1 pseudogene is annotated in these 277 nt (G+C 62.1%); it reads left to right on the plus strand.

Annotation, left to right across the window (positions count from 1 at the left end):
• Positions 1-277: pseudogene (locus SB771_RS34190) on the plus strand (hypothetical protein); the annotation flags it as partial.

Genomic DNA, 277 nt, shown 5'->3' on the forward strand with positions numbered 1-277 from the left:
GTCGACGGGATCCGGGTACGCGGGCCGCTTTATCCGACGTTCACCGATCGTCGGCTGAAGGTCGTCTACCTGGACGGACAGGGACTGGGCCACACGCCTGAGTCATCCAGCAGCGTCACCACCCACGTTACCGAACGATTCTCCGACGTGGACGCCATCCTGTTGGTCGATAATGCGGAACAACCGATACAGGCCGCGGCTCAGGCCGTGCTGCGTGCCGTTGCCGCCAGTGGCAACTACGGCAAGCTCGCGATTGCCTTTACGCATTTCGATCACG

Origin of the sequence: Burkholderia sp. SIMBA_051, from assembly GCF_046534915.1 — a bacterium.
Lineage (GTDB): Bacteria > Pseudomonadota > Gammaproteobacteria > Burkholderiales > Burkholderiaceae > Burkholderia > Burkholderia ambifaria.